This window comes from Mesorhizobium sp. B2-6-2, assembly GCF_006440615.1.
In the GTDB taxonomy this organism is placed as follows: Bacteria; Pseudomonadota; Alphaproteobacteria; order Rhizobiales; family Rhizobiaceae; genus Mesorhizobium.
On record NZ_VFUG01000001.1, the window covers coordinates 744,440 to 760,346 of the forward strand.

Sequence of the window (15,907 nt, forward strand, 5' to 3'; positions counted from 1 at the left end):
TGAGGAGAGACGGTTGAGCGCTGCTGAACTGAAGAATCCGCCCCCGAACCAGGCGTCCGGGGCTTCCGACATGGCGCACATCGTACTGACCTTCGACAACAACAAGCTTGCCAGCGCCCTTTATGGTCAGTTCGACGAGAATTTGGCCCGGCTCGAGCAGAAGCTCGGCGTGGATATCCGTTCGCGCGGCAACCAGCTTGCGATCAAAGGCTCGGCTTCGGCCGCCGAACAGGCGCGCCGGGCGCTGGATACGCTCTACGGCATCCTGCAGAAGGGCGTCGACATCGGCCAGTCGGATGTCGACGGCGCCGTGCGCATGGCAATTGCCGCCGACGACCAGCTGACGCTGCCCACGTTGGAGCGCAAGGGCAAGGTTTCGGCCGCCCAGATCGCGACGCGCAAGAAGACGATCTACGCCCGTTCGCTGACGCAGGACGCCTATATGCGGGCGCTGGAGCGCTCGGAAATGGTCTTCGGCATCGGCCCGGCCGGCACCGGCAAGACCTATCTGGCGGTGGCGCATGCGGCCATGCTGCTCGAACGCGGCATGGTTGAGCGCATCGTGCTGTCGCGCCCGGCCGTCGAGGCCGGCGAGCGGCTGGGCTTCCTGCCCGGCGACATGAAGGAGAAGGTCGACCCCTATCTCAGACCCCTCTATGACGCGCTCTACGACATGATGCCGGCCGACAAGGTCGAGCGGGCGATCGCCGCCGAGGTTATCGAGATCGCGCCCTTGGCCTTCATGCGCGGCCGCACGCTTGCGCATGCGGCGGTGATCCTCGACGAGGCGCAGAACACCACGCCGATGCAGATGAAGATGTTCCTGACCCGTCTCGGCGAGAACTCGCGCATGATCGTCACCGGCGATCCGACCCAGATCGACCTGCCGCCCAACACCAAGTCGGGCCTGGTCGAGGCGCTGCGCATCCTCGACGGCGTGCCGGGCATCGTCACGGTCCGCTTCAACGAAGGCGACGTGGTGCGCCACCCGCTGGTCGCCGAGATCGTCAAGGCCTATGACCGCGATGGCAAGCTGGCGCGAGGCCTCGGCGCCGAAAGCTGATCAAAGGCCGCATGGCTGCAGACAACAAATCCTCTGCCGGAACCCCGGTCGACATCGATATTTTCGTCGAGGCCGGCGCTTGGCCCGCGGAAGCCGAGCTGACGCGCCTGGTCGAGCGCGCCGTTGCGGCTGCTTTTGCCGAGACCGGCGCGGCCGGCGCTTCCGAGCTCAGCGTCGTTTTTTCCGACGATGCCCATATCCAGGCGCTCAATGCCGAATGGCGCGGCAAGGACAAGCCCACCAACGTCTTGTCTTTTCCGGCTTTTTCGTTCCCGAAAGGCGGCAAGCTGCCGCCGATGCTGGGCGATATTGTGCTGGCTTCCGAGACGGTGTCTCGCGAGGCGGCACTGGAAGACAAGCCGGTTGCGAACCATATCACCCATCTTGTTATCCATGGCCTGCTGCATCTTTTGGGCCATGATCATGAGACCGACGCCGAGGCCGAGGAGATGGAAGCGATCGAGCGCGCGGCGCTTGCGAGACTTGCCATTCCCGATCCCTACGCGTAACAAAAAAGCTCAATTGACCCGATGGCGATGAACGACACACCAGAAACTGCCGCCCGTCCGGACGCCGGCAGTGCTGCCAAGTCTTCCGAAAAGACGGAAGAGGGCTCGAGTCCGAGTATTCCGACCGGCAGCGCGGCCGCCGAGCCGACGCATGCCGGTCCTTCCCTGTTCGATCGCGTGCTTGGCCTGTTCCGGCACCGCAACGGCACCAGCCTGCGCGAGGAGATCGCCGGCGCGCTTGCCGAAACGGCGACCGATGCCGGCGCCTTCTCGCCTGGCGAGCGCGCCATGCTCAACAACATCTTGCGCCTGCGCGAAGTCCGGGTCGAGGACGTCATGGTGCCGCGCGCCGACATCGAGGCGGTCGAGATCAACACGACGCTTGGCGATCTGCTCGGCCTGTTCGAGCAGTCCGGCCATTCGCGCATGCCGGTCTATTCCGAGACATTGGACGATCCGCGCGGCATGGTTCACATCCGCGACGTGCTCGCCCACATCACCAAGCTCGCCCGCGTCAAGAAGGGCCGCAGCAGAGCGAAGACGCCGGTGTCGACCGCGCTCGACCTTGCCCAGGTCGACCTTGCGCGCACCATCGGCGATCTCAGCCTGATCCGCCCGGTTCTGTTCGTGCCGCCTTCGATGCTTGCCTCCGACCTGATGGGGCACATGCAGACGAACCGCACGCAGATGGCGCTGGTCATCGACGAGTATGGCGGCACCGACGGCCTCGCCTCGCTGGAGGACATCGTCGAGATGGTGGTCGGCGACATCGAGGACGAGCATGACGACGACGAGCCGATGATCACGCAGACCGGCGACGGCGTCTTCGTCGTCGACGGCAAGGCCGAGATCGACGAGGTCGCCAAGATGATCGGCGAGGATTTCGCCGCCGGCGAGCATGGCGAATATGTCGACACCATCGGCGGCATGATCTTCAACACGCTCGGCCGCGTCCCCGCTCGCGGCGAAGTGGTGCAGGCCATCCCAGGTTTCGAGTTCCACGTGCTCGACGCCGACCCGCGCCGCGTCAAGCGCGTTCGCATCGTGCAGAGCCAGAAAGGCGAGCGTCGCCGCCGCGCCGCGCGCACCGAGCAGGCCTAACACTGTCAAGACATGCCCGTCGACGATCCATTCAAGCATGCCGTTCTCGGCTCAGGCGTTTTCTATAAGGATCCGCGCGCCGCATTGACCTGGCTCCAGGCGGCCTTCGGCTTCGAGCCGAGCATGGTGGTGAGCGACGCCGACGGCCGGCTTGTCCATGCCGAAATGCGTTTCGGCGACGGCTACATCATCGTCGATTGCGAATGGGCCGAGCATGTCGCCAGCCCGGCCTCGGTCGGCGGCAAGAACACCCAGGCCATCTATATCCGGCTGCGGCAAGATATCGACGCTCATTGCGAAAAGGCTCGTGCGGCCGGCGCGGAAATTCTTCAGGAACCGACGGATCATTTCTACGGCGAGCGCCAATACCGCGCCCGCGATCCCGAGGGTCATGTCTGGACGTTCAGCCAGACCGTGCGCGTTGTCCCGAAGGACGAGGCCGAGCGGCTGAGCGGCCTGCGGATCGAGGGCTGGCACAACTGAGCATTTTTCAGCGAGGCTGAATCGCCTTGCGTTGCAGAAATGCGGCTAAGGCAAAGAGCTATGGCGGGATACTGGTTCCCGCTATAGCGCGACGGTGTATCGGGCTGCGCTTATCTGGGTTTGGATCGGGCGGCGCAGCCTGTTAAACCTCTAGCTCCCTGATTCGCGCGACTTGGGAAGCTTGATGCAGCGCTTTGCCGGCCGGATAATTCTGCTGTGGGGGTGGCGGCGGGCGCTGGTGGCGTTTGCCGCCGGAGCGCTGGCGGTGCTTGCCCAGGCGCCTTACGATTTCTTCGCCGCCTGCTTCGTTTCGTTCCCGGTCCTTGTCTGGCTGCTCGACGGCGCCACCGGCGAGGCATCGGATGGCTGGTTGAGGCGCCTGAGGCCGGCCTTCGCCGCCGGCTGGTGGTTCGGCTTCGGCTATTTCCTGGCCGGTCTCTGGTGGATCGGTCAGGCATTGCTGGTCGAGGCCGATACGTTCGCCTGGGCCTTGCCCTTCGCCGTTGTCGGCATCCCCTTCGCGCTGGCCTTCTTCTATGGTTTCGCCACGGTCGTGGCGCGGCTGTTCTGGAGCAGCGACATTGGTCGTATCGCAGCGTTAGCCTTCGGCTTCGGGCTTGCCGAATGGCTGCGCGATTTCCTCTTCACCGGCTTCCCGTGGAATGCCGTCGGCTATGCCGCAATGCCGGTGCCGCTCCTGATGCAGAGCGTATCGGTGACCGGCATGATCGGCATGAATGCGCTCGCGGTCTTTGTCTTTTCGCTTCCGGCGCTCATCGCTGCGCGCCGCCATCTCAAGCTCGGCCTCGCCTTGTTTGTCATCCTCGTCGCCGCCCATGTCGGCTTCGGCTATGTCAGGCTTGCGGCACCGGTCGAATCGAGCCGCGCGATCGATGTCCGCATCGTCCAGCCCGCTGTCGATCTCAGCGAGAAGTGGGATGCCTCGGTGCGCGACCGCATCTTCGCGACTTTGCTGGGGATATCGGGGAAAGCGCCGGAACAGGGCCACGCCAAGCCGCAGCTTATCCTGTGGCCGGAGACATCGGTGCCGTTCCTTTTCACCGAGCGTCCGGACGCGTTGACGGCGCTGGGCGACATGCTGGCCGACGGCCAGATGCTGATAGCCGGTGTCGTGCGCGAAGAGGGCGGATCGGCCAATGCCGGCAGCCGCTATTACAATTCCGTCGTGGCGATCAACGACAAGGGCGAGATCGTCGATGCCGTCGACAAGGTGCATCTGGTGCCCTTCGGCGAATATCTGCCCTTCGCCGACTTGTTCGAACGCTTGGGCATAGGCCAGCTCGTTGCCGGGCCGATGAATTTCGCCGCCGGCAACGAGCGCCATCCGATCGGCGTGCTGGGCGGCCTGCGTGCCGCTCCGTTCATCTGCTACGAGGTGATTTTTCCCGATCTCGTCGCTGCTGACGCTGTGTCCGCCGACTTGATTGTCAACGTCACCAACGATGCATGGTTCGGCGACACGCCAGGCCCGTATCAGCACTTCAGGCAGGCCCAGATTCGGGCAGCGGAGAATGGAATGCCTCTGTTGCGCGCGGCTAACAATGGCATATCCGCCGTCGTCGATTCGCGCGGGCGCATTGTCGATGCGCTTGCCGTCGATGCGCGCGGCGCCATCGACGCGCATGTGCCGGTTTCCGGGCGCTCCCTCCTGTCCGCCGAACAGCGACGCATTAACGGATTGCTGATCATGTTGCTGTTTGCGCTGATTGCCTTCACATTGAATGTAAGGCAGCGGCTACGGGTGAATTGACAGTCGGCACATTAGAAACTCATACTGTAACGCCTAAAATTTTCTCGAAGTCGGTTGGAGGGTTCTGTTGGGGCAGGTGGCTCCGGCTTCATATGGGCGGAACAAATAGAAAAAGCCGGAAAAATTCGGCGAGGAAAAAATGACAGAAGAGAACAAGAAGAAGCCGAATCCGATCGACATCCATGTCGGGAGCCGCATCCGGCTGCGTCGCAATATGCTTGGAATGAGCCAGGAAAAGCTGGGTGAAAATCTCGGCATCACCTTTCAGCAGATCCAGAAGTACGAGAAGGGCACGAACAGGGTTGGCGCCAGCCGCCTGCAGGCGATCGCCTCCATCCTGAGCGTTCCTGTCGCCTTCTTCTTCGAGGATGCTCCGGGCGAGGAGCCCGCCGGCGGCACCAGGGGATTTGCCGAAGACTCCTCGATGGCGTTCGCCATTGAATTCTGCGGCAGTCCCGAAGGGCTCCAGCTCAACCGGGCTTTCGTCAAGATCGGTGACGTCAAGGTGCGCCGCAGGATCATCGATCTGGTGAAGGCGCTTTCCGCCGAGGACGCAGATTGATTTACCTGATGCCGCCGGCGATGTCGCATCGCCGGTGGCATAGCCGACCTTGCCTACATTCATGCCAGATCCGTCGCGCCGCTTGACGAGCGGCGCCCGGCACCGCTAACACGTGGCGCGCCAAAATCGGCAGCTTGCCGATCTTTTCAAGAGGGGACACCCGTGACGCGGCAGAATTATCTCTTCACCTCGGAATCCGTCTCCGAGGGCCATCCCGACAAAGTCTGTGACCGTATCTCCGACGAGATCGTCGATCTGGTCTATCGCGAAGCCAAGAAGACGGGCATGGATCCGTGGAAGGTGCGCGTTGCCTGCGAGACGCTGGCCACCACCAACCGCGTCGTCATCGCCGGCGAGGTCCGCGTCCCCGACACGCTTTTGAAGAAGGACAAGGCGGGCAACGTCCTCAAGGATGCGTCCGGCCACCCTGTGGTCAACCCGGCCAAGTTCAAGTCGGTTGCCCGCAAGGCGATCCGCGAGATCGGTTACGAGCAGTCCGGCTTCCACTGGAAGACCGCCAAGATCGACGTGCTGCTGCATGGCCAGTCGCCTGACATCGGCCAGGGCGTCGACAATGCCGCCGACCGCCAGGGCGAGGAAGGGGCCGGCGACCAGGGCATCATGTTCGGCTACGCCTGCCGCGAGACGCCCGACCTGATGCCGGCACCGATCTATTACAGCCACAAGATTCTCGAACTGCTGGCAGCGGCGCGTCATGAAGGCAACGGCGAGGCCGGCAAGCTCGGCCCGGACGCCAAGAGCCAGGTCACCGTGCGCTATGCCGACGGCAAGGCGGCGGAAGTCACGCAGATCGTGCTTTCCACCCAGCATCTCGATGCGAACTGGGACTCCAAGAAGGTCCGCAAGGTGGTCGAGCCCTATATCCGCGAGGCGCTTGGCGACTTGAAGATCGCCGAGGACTGCAACTGGTACATCAACCCGACCGGCAAGTTCGTCATCGGCGGGCCTGACGGCGATGCCGGCCTCACCGGCCGCAAGATCATCGTCGACACCTATGGTGGCGCAGCCCCCCACGGCGGCGGCGCCTTCTCGGGCAAGGACACCACCAAGGTCGACCGTTCGGCCGCCTATGCGGCGCGCTATCTTGCCAAGAACGTGGTGGCGGCCAAGCTTGCCGACCGCTGCACCATCCAGCTCTCCTACGCCATCGGCGTCGCCCAGCCGCTGTCGGTCTATGTCGACCTGCACGGCACCGGCAAGGTAGACGAATCGAAGCTCGAGGATGCGCTGCGCAAGGTGATGGACCTGTCGCCGTCGGGCATCCGCCGTCATCTCGACCTCAACAAGCCGATCTATGCAAAGACCTCGTCCTACGGCCATTTCGGCCGCAAGGCCGGTCGCGACGGCTCCTTCTCCTGGGAAAAGACCGATCTTGCCAAGGCGCTCAAGGACGCCGTCGCCGCCTGACGCCAGCGGATGCAAAGGATAGGCCGAGCCGGGCGACCGAAGGATTCTTCGGTCGCCGGCACGGCAAGACTATACGCCCGCAGCAGGCGATCGCCCTCGAAGGCGGTCTGCGCGAATACCGGATCGACCTGACGGAGCAAGCGCCGGCCGATCTCAGGACCTTGTTCAAGGCACAGGTTTCGGCGCTCCAGCTGGAAATCGGTTTCGGTGGCGGCGAGCATCTCCTGCATCGCGCGACGGAAGCGCCGGCAACCGGTTTCATCGGCATCGAGCCCTTCGTCAATGGCATGGCCAAGATGATGACGGCGCTGGGCAAGGCGCCGCTTGCCAATCTCAGGGTCTATGACGACGACGCCACGCGGCTGCTCGACTGGCTGCCGTCTGGCTCGCTCGACGACATCGACCTGCTCTATCCCGATCCGTGGCCGAAGAAGAAGCACTGGAAGCGGCGTTTTGTCGGCGCCGCCAATCTCGACCGCTTTGCCCGGGTGATGAGATCCGGCGGCAGGTTCCGCTTCGCATCCGACATCGACAGCTATGTGAACTGGACGCTGCTTGCCTGCCGCGAACACGGCGCTTTCGCGTGGCAGGCTGAAGACGCTGCCGCCTGGCACCGGCCCTATGCGGGCTGGCCCGGCACCCGCTACGAGGCCAAGGCCATCCGCGAAGGACGGCGGCCCGCTTACCTGACCTTCATACGAAAATAGAAATGGTCGGGCGGGCTTCTGTATTGCATATGGCGCAACGGATCGCTGTATTGCAGGGCAGGAGACAGTCATGGTCGCCTCGGTTGAACGTAAGGAATACCCGATCTCGATCCGCCTATCGGAAGCGGACGTGGCGATGATTGATTGTGCCGCCACTCTGCGCGGCCGATCCCGCGCGGATTTCGTGCGCGATGCTGCCGTGCGCGCGGCCGAGGATATGCTGATGGACAACCGTCTTGTCCGCATGATCCCGGAAGGGTTCGCGGAGTTCATGGAGGTTCTGTCGGTCCCGGTCGCGTCGGTTCCGGACATGGAGGAATTGGCAAAGCGGCCGGCGCCTTGGGAAGCTGGTTATTCGACGAAGCGCTGCGTCGCCGCTCCGCCTCACGGCATGCGGCGTTGACGAACCACTTTGGTTCCACCGCATTCACAATGAACCAGAATGGAGACAGGATGATGAGCGCCTTCACCGTGAGGCTTCCGGATGAGACTGTAGCCAAGCTCGACCAACTGGCCGAAAAGGTGGATCGCTCCCGTTCCTACGTCGCGGCTCAAGCGATCGAAGACTATGTCGCCAGGGAAGAATGGCAGCTTGCCGAGATCGAGGCAGGCCTTGACGAAGCCGATCGAGGAGAATTCGCAAGCGAGAAGGATTTGGCAGGCGTCATAGCGAAATACGTCAAGCCCGAACGATGAAGCGGATCCGCTGGACCCAGCGCGCCGTGCGCCGTCTCGACCAGATTGGCGCCTTCATCGAAAAGGACAATCCAACAGCCGCGGCGCGGGTCGTTGCACGTATCGTTTCCTCCGCAGACAATCTCGCCGAGCAACCCGTCATGGGGCGTGTCGGACGGGTGAAAGGGACCCGAGAACTGGTCCTCGCGGATGTCCCATACACAATTCCCTACCGTGTTGTCGGCGAGGAGATCGAGATACTCACTGTGATGCATGCGGCCCAACGATGGCCGCGCCAGTTGTAGACACCACCGCTAGCCTGTACCTGAAGGCTTGAAACGCCGGCGGCAATCGTCTATATCAGCCTCAAATTCTTGGTCGGTATGACGAAGAGTGGGTCCACCCGGTCCCGCTCTTTTTTGTTACCTGCCGGCGGAAGCAAAAAGCGACAGGGATCTGATGACTGCAGCAACGGCAAGCGAGGCCGACGACCGTATCATCCGCGAAAGCGGTATCGATGCGCGCATTGCGCTGATCGTGCAGCCGGTGCTCAAGGCCATCGGCTTCCGGCTCGTGCGGGTGCAGTTGACTGGCCAGAACGGGCTGACGCTGCAGATCATGGCCGAACGCGAGGACGGCACCATGACCGTCGAGGATTGCGAAGAGGTCAGCCGCGCCGTGTCGCCGGCGCTCGATGTCGATGATCCGATCGAAAAAGCATATCATTTGGAAGTTTCCTCGCCGGGCATCGACCGGCCGCTGGTGCGCAAGTCGGATTTCACCGCTTGGACCGGCCATCTGGTCAAGCTGGAGACTTCGGTTCTTGTCGGCGATCGCAAACGCTTCAAGGGCAAGATCGCCGAGGCGGATGCCGACGGCATCCTGGTCGAGCGCGACAAGGCGGCCTATGGCGAAGAGCCGACGGTGCGCGTGCCTTACGACGCGATCGCCGAGGCCCGGCTGATGCTGACCGACGATCTCATCCGCGATGCCCTGTCGAAGGACAACCGGGCGCGCAAGGAAGCCAGGAAGCGCCGTGGCGAAGCGGAAGACGCCGCCGACGGCGAGGAAAATGAAACCGAACAGGAAAGTTGATTGAGTAGCCGGGCCGTATGCCCGGCGCGAAATCGGGAGAAAGACAATGGTTGTAAGCGCCAACAGGCTTGAACTGCTGCAGATCGCCGACGCGGTCGCGCGTGAAAAGTCGATCGACAAGCAGATCGTTATCGCCGCCATGGCCGATGCGATCCAGAAGGCAGCGCGTTCTCGTTACGGCCAAGAAACCAACATCCGCGCCGACATCAATCCGAACACCGGTGAGATGAAGCTGCAGCGGCTGATGGAAGTGGTCGAGAAGGTCGAGGACTACGCGACGCAGATCGCGCTTTCAACGGCGCGCGAGCGCAACCCCGACGCCCAGATCGGCGACTTCATCGCTGAGCAGCTGCCGCCCATGGATTTCGGCCGCATCGCCGCCCAGTCGGCCAAGCAGGTCATCGTGCAGAAGGTGCGCGAGGCCGAGCGCGATCGCCAGTATGACGAGTACAAGGATCGCATCGGCGAGATCGTCAACGGCACCGTCAAGCGCGTCGAGTACGGCAATGTCATCGTCGATCTCGGCCGGGGCGAGGCGATCATCCGCCGCGACGAGCTGATCCCGCGCGAGAACTATAAATATGGCGACCGCGTGCGGGCCTATGTCTATGACGTGCGCCGCGAGCAGCGCGGCCCGCAGATCTTCCTGTCGCGCACGCATCCGCAGTTCATGGCCAAGCTGTTCACCATGGAAGTGCCGGAAATCTACGACGGCATCATCGAGATCAAGTCGGTCGCCCGCGATCCGGGCTCGCGCGCCAAGATCGCCGTCATCTCGCGCGATTCCTCGATTGATCCGGTCGGCGCCTGCGTCGGCATGCGCGGCAGCCGCGTCCAGGCGGTGGTCGGCGAATTGCAGGGCGAGAAGATCGACATCATTCCGTGGTCGCCTTCGGCCGCGTCCTTCATCGTCAACGCGCTGCAGCCGGCCGAGGTCGCCAAGGTGGTGCTCGACGAGGACGCCGAGCGCATCGAGGTGGTGGTGCCGGACGACCAATTGTCGCTGGCTATCGGCCGCCGCGGCCAGAACGTGCGCCTTGCCTCGCAGCTCACCGGCTGGGATATCGACATCCTGACCGAGCAGGAAGAAAGCGAGCGTCGCCAGAAGGAATTCGTCGAGCGTTCGGCGCTCTTCATGGAAGCGCTCGACGTCGACGAGATGGTCGGCCAGGTGCTTGCCTCCGAAGGTTTCACCAGCGTCGAGGAAGTCGCCTATGTCGACTCTGGCGAAATCTCCTCGATCGATGGCTTCGACGAGGACACCGCTTCGGAAATCCAGACCCGCGCCCGCGAATATCTGGAGAAGATCGAGGCCGAGCACGACGAAAAGCGCAGGGCGCTGGGCGTCAAGGACGAGCTGCGCGACATCCCCGGCATCACCACCGCCATGATGGTGACGCTCGGCGAGGACGGCGTGAAGACGGTCGAGGACTTCGCCGGCTATGCCGCCGACGATCTGATCGGCTGGAAAGAGCGCAAGGACGGCGAGACCAAGGTCTATCCGGGCGTGCTCGCCAGCCACGGCGTCTCGCGCGCCGAGGCGGAGCAGATGGTGCTCGCCGCCCGCAAGCAGGCCGGCTGGATCACCGAGGAAGAACTCGCTGCCGAAGAGGCAGCGGCCGACGAAACCGTCGGTGCGTGAGGTGACCACCAATCGCAAAGCCCGTGGACGAGATGAACGATCGCACTTGCATCGTTACGCGCAGGCAGGCCGAAGCGGATGAACTGATCCGCTTCGTCGTCGGCCCGGATTCGGCCGTCGTTCCGGACATCAAGAGAAATCTGCCCGGCCGCGGTTGCTGGGTTACTGCCGATCGCCTACATATCGAGAAGGCAGCGGCCAAGAACCTGTTTGCCCGTGCCTTCAAGGCGCAGGTGACCGTTCCGGCCGATCTCGGCGGCATGGTCGACGGGCTGCTCTCCAGATCCGCTCTGGGCATGCTTGGCCTTGCTCGCAAGGCTGGCGCCGTCGTCCTTGGCGCCGCCAAGGTCGAAGGTGCGGTGCGGGACGGGCAAGCGTTTCTGGTGCTGCATGCGACCGAGGCTTCGGACGACGGTGTCCGCAAGATCAGTCAGGCGCGGCGGGCAACCGTCCATCTCGGCGGACCGGCCATCCTTGCCTACAAACTTTTCCCCGAAGCCGAGTTGAGCTTGGCATTGGGGGGTACAAATGTGATACATGCTGCCGTTCTCGCGCAGGACGCGGGACAGGCGGTTGAGAAGCGCGTAGTGGCGCTCGACCGATATCGGGGCGGTACCCCGAACGATCTGGCAATGCTTGCGGCCGTTGCTGACGAAGATGATGCCGCAGAGGATATGGAATGAGCGATACGAAATCGGGCGACGACAAGACGTTGAGCGTGACGCCGAAGAAGACCTTGACGCTGAAGCGCCCCGGCCTCGAGCAGGGCACCGTGCGCCAGAATTTCTCGCATGGCCGCACCAAGTCGGTCGTGGTCGAGACCAAGAAGCGCAAGTTCTCGCTGCCCGGCGACAAGCCGGAACCGGTGGCTGCGTCCGTCTTCACGCCGAAGCCCGCCGCTGCCCCTGTTGCCGCCGCCCCTGTCGTGCAGGAAGCGCCGAAGGCGCCGCCTCCGCCGCCTGAGCGTTCCGGCATGGTCCTGAACGAGCTCTCGCGCGGCGAGATGGAAGCGCGCCGCAAGGCGCTGGAAGGCTCCAAGGCCCGCGAGGCCGAGGATCGCCAGCGCGCTCAGGAAGACGCCAAGCGCCGCGCCGAGGAAGAGGAACGCCGCAAGCGCGAGCGCGACGAATCCGCGCGCCGTCAGGCCGAGGAGGAGGCACGCCTGCAGACTGAGGCCGAGGCCCGCCGGCGCGCCGAGGAAGAGGCTCGCCGCCGCGCGCCGCTGGCGGCGGAGGTCGCCACGGCTGATGACGAGGAGGAGGCCAAGCCGAGGCGTACCGGTGCCGGTGCCGCGAGTGCGCCGCCGCGCCGTCTTGCGACGCCGGAAGTGGCAAGGCCGGCCAAGCCGACAAAGGGCGAGGAAGATCGCCGCCGCGGCAAGCTGACGCTGAACTCGGCGCTGTCGGATGACGACGCGCGCGCCCGTTCGCTGTCGTCGATGCGTCGCCGCCAGGAAAAATTCAAACGCGCGCTTCACAATGAGCCGCGCGAGAAAGTCATGCGCGAAGTGATCCTGCCCGAAACCATCACCATCCAGGAACTGGCGCAACGCATGTCCGAGCGCGCCGTGGACGTGGTCAAGTTCTTCATGAAGCAGGGCCAGATCCTGAAGCCGGGCGACGTCATCGACGCCGACACGGCCGAGCTGGTCGCCTCCGAATTCGGTCACACCGTGCGCCGCGTCGCCGAGTCCGACATCGAGGAAGGCCTGTTCAACATCGCTGACCGCCCGGAAGACCTTGTGTCGCGTCCGCCGGTCGTGACCATCATGGGCCATGTCGACCACGGCAAGACCTCGCTGCTCGACGCCATCCGCAACGCCAATGTCGTCTCCGGCGAGGCCGGCGGCATTACCCAGCATATCGGTGCCTACCAGATCGAGAAGAACGGTCAGAAGATCACCTTCATCGACACGCCCGGCCACGCGGCCTTCACGGCCATGCGCGCCCGTGGCGCGCAGGTTACCGACATCGCGGTGCTGGTGGTGGCGGCCGACGACAGCGTGATGCCGCAGACGATCGAATCGATCAATCACGCCAAGGCGGCCGGCGTGCCGATCATCGTGGCCATCAACAAGATCGACAAGCGCGATGCCGATCCGCAGAAGGTGAGGACCGAACTGCTTCGCCACGAAGTGTTCGTGGAATCGATGGGCGGTGAGGTGTTGGACGTCGAGGTTTCGGCGACCAAGGGCATCAATCTCGACAAGCTCTTGGAAGCGATCCTGCTGCAGTCCGAAGTCCTCGACCTCAAGGCCAATCCCGACCGCACCGCCGAAGGCGCGGTCATCGAGGCGCAGCTGGACAAGGGACGCGGTCCCGTCGCCACCGTGCTGGTGCAGACCGGCACGCTGATGCCGGGCGACATCATCGTCGCCGGCAACGAGTGGGGCCGTGTGCGCGCGCTCGTCAACGATCGTGGCGAGCATGTGCCGGAAGCGCCGCCGGCAATGCCGGTCGAGGTGCTTGGCCTTCAGGGCACGCCGCAGGCGGGCGACCGCTTCGCCGTCGTCAACAACGAGGCGCGCGCCCGTGAGATCACCGAATACCGCCAGCGCCTGGCGCGCGACAAGGCGGTGGCCAAGCATGCCGGCCAGCGCGGCTCGCTCGAGCAGATGATGTCGCAGCTGCAGACGAGCGGATTGAAGGAATTCCCGCTGGTCATCAAGGGCGACGTGCAGGGTTCGATCGAGGCGATCAATGCCGCGCTTGAAAAGCTCGGCAATGACGAGGTGCGCGCGCGCATCGTCCATGCCGGCGCCGGCGGCATCACCGAAAGCGATGTCTCGCTCGCCGAGACGTCCGGCGCGGCGATCATCGGCTTCAACGTCCGCGCCAATGCGCAGGCGCGTGCTGCCGCGGCCGCGGCCGGCATCGAGATCCGCTACTACTCGATCATCTACAACCTCGTCGATGATGTGAAGGCAGCGCTTTCCGGCATGCTTTCGCCAGAGCGGCGCGAGACCTTCATCGGCAATGCCGAGATCCTCGAGATCTTCGACATCTCCAAGGTCGGCAAGATCGCCGGCTGCCGTGTTACCGAAGGCAAGGTCGAGCGTGGCGCGGGTGTTCGCCTGATCCGCGACAACGTCGTGATCCACGAAGGCACGCTGAAGACGCTGAAGCGCTTCAAGGACGAGGTTGCGGAAGTGCCGGGCGGCCAGGAATGCGGCATGGCCTTCCAGAACTACGAGGACATGCGTGTCGGCGACGTCATCGAGTGCTTCCGCGTCGAGATGGTAACCAGAACGCTCTAATTCGGGTATACTTGCCGAATAATAACGGGCGGCGGCCGAAAGGCTGCCGCCCAGATCCTTCATGCATGTTGAGACATGTGGCGCGGTCCCATCCCGTGCTTCACGATTTCAGGACCAGAGAAAATGCCCCGTTCGACACCGTCAGGCCCCTCCCAGCGCATGCTGCGCGTCGGCGAGCAGGTGCGTCACGCCCTGTCCGAAACCTTGCAGCGCGGCGAGGTCATCGATCCGGTGATCGAGAACAGCGTCGTCTCGGTGTCCGAGGTGCGCATGTCGCCCGACCTCAAGATCGCCACCGCCTTCGTCTCGCCGCTTGGCGCGGGCGACGACGGCGCTGTGATCGAGGCGCTCAACAGGCACGCGAAATTCATCCGCGGCCGCGTCTCCGGCGCGCTCAGGCAGATGAAGTACATGCCGGAGTTTCGTTTTAGGCTCGACACTTCCTTCGACAATTTCGCGAAGATCAATGAACTGCTGAAATCGCCCGAAGTCGCGCGCGATCTCGGTGACGGCAAGAACAACGACAAGGACGAGGAATAGGTGGCGCGTCGCGGTAAGAAGAAGGGGCGGCCGGTCTCCGGTTGGGTGGTGCTGGACAAGCCGGTCGGCATGGGCTCGACCGAGGCGGTTTCCAAGATCAAATGGCTGTTTCAGGCTGAGAAGGCCGGCCATGCCGGCACGCTCGATCCGCTGGCTTCCGGCATGCTGCCGATCGCGCTCGGCGAGGCGACCAAGACCGTTCCCTATGTGCAGGACGGCGCCAAAGTCTACCGCTTCACCGTCGCCTGGGGCGAAGAGCGCTCGACCGACGACCTCGAAGGCCCGGTGACCAACAATTCCGACCGTCGGCCGGACGAGCCGGCGGTGAGGGCACTGCTGCCGAAATACACCGGCGTCATCATGCAGACGCCGCCGCAATTCTCGGCCATCAAGATCGCCGGCGAACGCGCCTATGACCTTGCCCGTGAAGGCGAGACGGTCGAGATACCCGCGCGGGAAATTGAAATCGGCCGTTTGGATATTGTCGAGCATGGTGCCGACAGAACCGTCTTCGAGGTCGAATGCGGCAAGGGCACCTATGTGCGCTCGCTGGCCCGCGACATGGGCCGCGATCTCGGCTGCTTCGGCCACATCGCCGAATTGCGCCGCGTCGAGGTCGAGCCGTTCACGCCGGATGATTTCGTCACTGTCGCCGAGCTGGAAGCGGCCCGCTTTGGCGAAAAGGATGACGACAAATCGGGCGAAATGGACGCTCCGATCGATTTCAGCGCCATCGATGCGCTGCTTGTCGAAACGGCGGCGGCGCTCGACTGCCTGCCGCAGGTCGCGGTCAGCGACGACGCGGCGACGAAGATCCGCCTCGGCAATCCCGTCATCATTCGCGGCCGCGACGCGCCGGTCGAGGCCGAGGAGGCCTGCGCCACCGCGCGCGGCAAGCTCGTCGCTATCGGCGCCATCGAGCAGGGCATGTTCAAGCCCAAGCGGGTCTTTGTCGGGTGAATCCGGTCTAGCGCATGTCGCCCAAAGTGCGCAGCGGTTTTGGGACAACGACAGGCATCAATACAAGACTTAAAGCGCGTCGACTCAATCCGTCTCAGCGCGACGCGCTTTAAGT

17 protein-coding genes are annotated in these 15,907 nt (G+C 63.8%); all 17 read left to right on the forward strand.

Annotated features, from left to right (window positions below; translation table 11 throughout):
- The first annotated feature begins 13 nt into the window (after window positions 1-13).
- The 17 genes from FJ419_RS03695 to truB all read left to right on the forward strand — a co-directional run bounded on the left by FJ419_RS03695 (window position 14) and on the right by truB (window position 15,792).
- Window positions 14-1,063, forward strand: coding sequence for a PhoH family protein (locus FJ419_RS03695; protein ID WP_140545180.1), 1,050 nt, complete (start codon window positions 14-16; stop codon window positions 1,061-1,063).
- Window positions 1,064-1,074: 11 nt separating this feature from the next.
- A complete protein-coding gene (gene ybeY, locus FJ419_RS03700) occupies window positions 1,075-1,572 on the forward strand; it encodes an rRNA maturation RNase YbeY (protein ID WP_140687657.1) in 498 nt (165 codons plus the stop codon).
- 27 nt (window positions 1,573-1,599) lie between these two features.
- Window positions 1,600-2,673: a hemolysin family protein gene (locus FJ419_RS03705; RefSeq protein ID WP_140687662.1), complete on the forward strand. Its 1,074-nt coding sequence runs from the start codon at window positions 1,600-1,602 to the stop codon at window positions 2,671-2,673.
- A gap of 12 nt (window positions 2,674-2,685) precedes the next feature.
- Window positions 2,686-3,156 (forward strand): VOC family protein, encoded by a 471-nt coding sequence (locus FJ419_RS03710; RefSeq protein ID WP_140687666.1) that lies wholly within the window; start codon window positions 2,686-2,688, stop codon window positions 3,154-3,156.
- Window positions 3,157-3,340: 184 nt separating this feature from the next.
- Window positions 3,341-4,927, forward strand: coding sequence for an apolipoprotein N-acyltransferase (gene lnt / locus FJ419_RS03715; RefSeq protein ID WP_140687668.1), 1,587 nt, complete (start codon window positions 3,341-3,343; stop codon window positions 4,925-4,927).
- 139 nt (window positions 4,928-5,066) lie between these two features.
- Window positions 5,067-5,489 carry a helix-turn-helix transcriptional regulator gene (locus tag FJ419_RS03720; protein ID WP_140545192.1) on the forward strand — a complete coding sequence of 141 codons (423 nt, stop codon included), beginning with the start codon at window positions 5,067-5,069 and terminating at the stop codon, window positions 5,487-5,489.
- A gap of 162 nt (window positions 5,490-5,651) precedes the next feature.
- Entirely contained in the window at window positions 5,652-6,917 is a 1,266-nt protein-coding gene (gene metK, locus FJ419_RS03725; RefSeq protein WP_140687670.1) for a methionine adenosyltransferase, read from the forward strand.
- Window positions 6,914-7,624, forward strand: a complete 711-nt coding sequence (locus FJ419_RS03730; protein WP_140687675.1) for a tRNA (guanosine(46)-N(7))-methyltransferase TrmB — start codon at window positions 6,914-6,916, stop codon at window positions 7,622-7,624. The genes metK and FJ419_RS03730 overlap by 4 nt, the downstream gene beginning before the upstream one ends.
- A gap of 70 nt (window positions 7,625-7,694) precedes the next feature.
- The gene (locus FJ419_RS03735; protein ID WP_140687681.1) at window positions 7,695-8,027 is read left to right on the forward strand and encodes a DUF1778 domain-containing protein; all 333 of its coding nucleotides are present in this window, start codon (window positions 7,695-7,697) and stop codon (window positions 8,025-8,027) included.
- A 50-nt stretch (window positions 8,028-8,077) separates the two neighbouring features.
- Entirely contained in the window at window positions 8,078-8,320 is a 243-nt protein-coding gene (locus FJ419_RS03740) for a CopG family ribbon-helix-helix protein (protein ID WP_181170589.1), read from the forward strand.
- Window positions 8,317-8,604, forward strand: coding sequence for a type II toxin-antitoxin system RelE/ParE family toxin (locus tag FJ419_RS03745; RefSeq protein ID WP_140687683.1), 288 nt, complete (start codon window positions 8,317-8,319; stop codon window positions 8,602-8,604). The genes FJ419_RS03740 and FJ419_RS03745 overlap by 4 nt, the downstream gene beginning before the upstream one ends.
- Before the next feature lie 154 nt (window positions 8,605-8,758).
- Window positions 8,759-9,394: a ribosome maturation factor RimP gene (gene rimP, locus FJ419_RS03750; RefSeq protein WP_140687686.1), complete on the forward strand. Its 636-nt coding sequence runs from the start codon at window positions 8,759-8,761 to the stop codon at window positions 9,392-9,394.
- Window positions 9,395-9,440: 46 nt separating this feature from the next.
- Complete coding sequence (gene nusA, locus FJ419_RS03755) at window positions 9,441-11,036, forward strand: transcription termination factor NusA (RefSeq protein WP_140687689.1); 1,596 nt, start codon at window positions 9,441-9,443, stop codon at window positions 11,034-11,036.
- 32 nt (window positions 11,037-11,068) lie between these two features.
- Window positions 11,069-11,719 (forward strand): RNA-binding protein, encoded by a 651-nt coding sequence (locus FJ419_RS03760; protein ID WP_140688137.1) that lies wholly within the window; start codon window positions 11,069-11,071, stop codon window positions 11,717-11,719.
- Entirely contained in the window at window positions 11,716-14,292 is a 2,577-nt protein-coding gene (gene infB / locus FJ419_RS03765; RefSeq protein WP_140629426.1) for a translation initiation factor IF-2, read from the forward strand. Before FJ419_RS03760 ends, infB begins: the two co-directional genes overlap by 4 nt.
- Window positions 14,293-14,415: 123 nt before the next feature.
- Window positions 14,416-14,832, forward strand: a complete 417-nt coding sequence (gene rbfA / locus FJ419_RS03770; RefSeq protein WP_140546984.1) for a 30S ribosome-binding factor RbfA — start codon at window positions 14,416-14,418, stop codon at window positions 14,830-14,832.
- Window positions 14,833-15,792: a tRNA pseudouridine(55) synthase TruB gene (gene truB, locus FJ419_RS03775; protein WP_140687691.1), complete on the forward strand. Its 960-nt coding sequence runs from the start codon at window positions 14,833-14,835 to the stop codon at window positions 15,790-15,792.
- Window positions 15,793-15,907 lie beyond the last annotated feature (115 nt).

Excerpts from the sequence above, each read along its gene's own strand:
- ybeY (WP_140687657.1), top strand. The coding sequence starts at position 1,075 with ATGGCTGCAGACAACAAATCCTCTGCCGGAACCCCGGTCGACATCGAT.
- FJ419_RS03705 (WP_140687662.1), top strand. The coding sequence starts at position 1,600 with ATGAACGACACACCAGAAACTGCCGCCCGTCCGGACGCCGGCAGTGCT.
- FJ419_RS03710 (WP_140687666.1), top strand. The coding sequence starts at position 2,686 with ATGCCCGTCGACGATCCATTCAAGCATGCCGTTCTCGGCTCAGGCGTT.
- lnt (WP_140687668.1), top strand. The coding sequence starts at position 3,341 with ATGCAGCGCTTTGCCGGCCGGATAATTCTGCTGTGGGGGTGGCGGCGG.
- FJ419_RS03720 (WP_140545192.1), top strand. The coding sequence starts at position 5,067 with ATGACAGAAGAGAACAAGAAGAAGCCGAATCCGATCGACATCCATGTC.
- FJ419_RS03735 (WP_140687681.1), top strand. The coding sequence starts at position 7,695 with ATGGTCGCCTCGGTTGAACGTAAGGAATACCCGATCTCGATCCGCCTA.
- FJ419_RS03740 (WP_181170589.1), top strand. The coding sequence starts at position 8,078 with ATGATGAGCGCCTTCACCGTGAGGCTTCCGGATGAGACTGTAGCCAAG.
- FJ419_RS03745 (WP_140687683.1), top strand. The coding sequence starts at position 8,317 with ATGAAGCGGATCCGCTGGACCCAGCGCGCCGTGCGCCGTCTCGACCAG.
- rimP (WP_140687686.1), top strand. The coding sequence starts at position 8,759 with ATGACTGCAGCAACGGCAAGCGAGGCCGACGACCGTATCATCCGCGAA.
- nusA (WP_140687689.1), top strand. The coding sequence starts at position 9,441 with ATGGTTGTAAGCGCCAACAGGCTTGAACTGCTGCAGATCGCCGACGCG.
- FJ419_RS03760 (WP_140688137.1), top strand. The coding sequence starts at position 11,069 with ATGAACGATCGCACTTGCATCGTTACGCGCAGGCAGGCCGAAGCGGAT.
- infB (WP_140629426.1), top strand. The coding sequence starts at position 11,716 with ATGAGCGATACGAAATCGGGCGACGACAAGACGTTGAGCGTGACGCCG.
- rbfA (WP_140546984.1), top strand. The coding sequence starts at position 14,416 with ATGCCCCGTTCGACACCGTCAGGCCCCTCCCAGCGCATGCTGCGCGTC.